We start from the raw sequence: 2,135 nt of genomic DNA, 5'->3' as shown, positions 1-2,135 counted from the left end.
GACGATCTCAGTGAAAGCGGGCAGCCACGTCCGGCTACACGACTTGCAGGACAGGGAGAGGCGGCAGCGACGTCATGCTTTGGCGCCAGCCATGCCACTGGTGACGACGATCGCGGCCACGTCGCCGGTCTCGGTCCGCCCCAACCAGACGACGCCGCCTGACTGCGCCGTGAACGTAACCAGGTCGGCTTGTTGTGACTCGTCGCTGATCCGCTCGCACCCGTCCGGCAGCTGTCCGCTGTCACGCGGCTCCCAACGGCCATCCACACATGTGCGAAATGGCGCGGACAACGTCGTCCACGCGCCAGCGTCGGCGAAGCAGCCAACATTATGGTCCGCACCGAACCGGGGATGCTCGCCCGGCGGAAGCCGGTCGATGTCCTCGCCGACACCCAGGCCCATCTCCCACCCGACCACAGCAGCGTCACTGATGCGCAGCCGGGTCGCTGCGCACTCGACGCCATCGAAGTGCTCGCCGAAGAACTCGTACGGGCCCGCCGTCCACGCGATCTCCACTCGGTAGACGCCCGGGGGAATGCGCACCGCCAGCTCCCGCGGGGGCCTCGTCGGCAACCCGCGCTCATATCTCCAGGTGTCGTCGTCGTCCCACGGCGCATCGACCACAAGACGGCCGCTGGGTACACGGATGGACGTCACCTCCTCGATGCTCGTCACAACGACGGGTGTTGTCGGATCGTCGTACACCGTCCCCAGGTGGGCACCGGGCGTGAAAGCCGTCTCCAAGTACCAGGTGGCCTCAGGCTCGGCTGCCAGCCGCGCGTCCCCGACCCACTTCATGTCTCACCCCTCCTCGCCGCCCGGCCGGGCGGTCAACCGAAACGTACGTGGGCCCGCTGACATCGGCACTTCGGGCATCGTCACGATCCGTGATCGCTCCCCAAGATCTGTGCCAGAACCCGTTTCTCATCGAGATCCGTGAGCCAGGTGATCACCAACTGCCTCCGGAACCGGTCGCCAAACGCTGTTCCTAGAGATCAACGAAGCCAGAGGCCGTGAGGCCAGCACCTGCGGCCTCCCCAGGGGCGCAGCGAGGGTTTCCCTGCGCCCGGGCGTGTGAGGTCACGCCCGGGGCGGCGCGTGAGGATCAGCCGGTCAGTACAACCTTGGGTGTCCCGTTACCGGAGGAGTCGAGTCCCTCGGGATCGAGATCGACGGTCACCACCCGGGACGCACCCTGGTACTCGCCATGCACGGTGAACACCAGGGCCCACGACCCTGGGTCCCCGTCTGCGGACGCTCATCGACGCCGAAGGACACTGGCGACAAACCACTCATCAGCGGTCGGCTTCACGCGATCGCGTCTGTGCCCCAAGACTCTCGTGCCGCTTGGGTCAGGGATTGGCGCGTCCGCAGGTAATTCTGCCGGAGCTGGGAAAGCCGCTCGCTACTGTCGGTGGGATCTGCGGCGTCCGAGACCAGAGCCCACATATCCTCGGTGTCTAGCTGCGGTACTGCTTCCAGGGCGGCCTGGGCCTCGGCGTACACCCTGGGTCGGGTTGCCGACTCCTGTGGCCCCCAATCCAAGAGATCTGAAGCTCGCAGTTGCTCCAGGGCCAGCCGCGCACGCTCGGCCACTGGCCTTCCAGGATCGGACGGATCGATCGCAGCTAGAACCCGCGCTGCCCGAACTACTCGAGCTTGCCTGTTTGCTGCGTGCCACATGTCCAGTACCGCGTTCAACAGGAAGACGAGCGGATTGTGCATGGTGGAAGGCAGGGCGAGCTCGGCCTCAGCGTGTGATCGATGTAGTTCCCGGAAGGTCAACTCGGCCTCTGGCGGTGGCTCCGACGCCGACACATAGGAGTCCTTGCACAAGTCAAAGCATGCGCTCGCAATCCCCAGGTACGTCGACAGGGCAGACCACTGACGTTCATGTAAAGCCTGCTGTCTTGCGGCCCCGGCCGCTGTCGCTGCCGCATCTCTTGCCGCCTGCGCCTGATCGTGCCCTCCACGGGCCTGGATCCGGGCGCCCAGAACAGTGCCCGCAAACGTCCCCACGATCGTGCCGCCCACACCTATGGCGCCGATCAGAGCCACTACGATGTCCGACCTCATGAGCCAGATCATCCCGTAACGCGAGTTGCCTGAGCACTAAGCTTGACTCTGTCGGGGAT

At 65.6% G+C, this 2,135-nt stretch carries 1 protein-coding gene; it reads right to left on the bottom strand.

Annotated features, from left to right (window positions below):
• Nucleotides 1-72 precede the first annotated feature (72 nt).
• Entirely contained in the window at nucleotides 73-798 is a 726-nt protein-coding gene (locus tag StrepF001_RS45090) for a DUF4241 domain-containing protein (protein WP_129803858.1), read from the bottom strand.
• Nucleotides 799-2,135: the final 1,337 nt, after the last annotated feature.

Source organism: Streptomyces sp. F001 (assembly GCF_004187715.1).
GTDB lineage: Bacteria > Actinomycetota > Actinomycetes > Streptomycetales > Streptomycetaceae > Streptomyces > Streptomyces flavusporus.
This window is presented reverse-complemented; position numbering and strand designations above follow the sequence as displayed.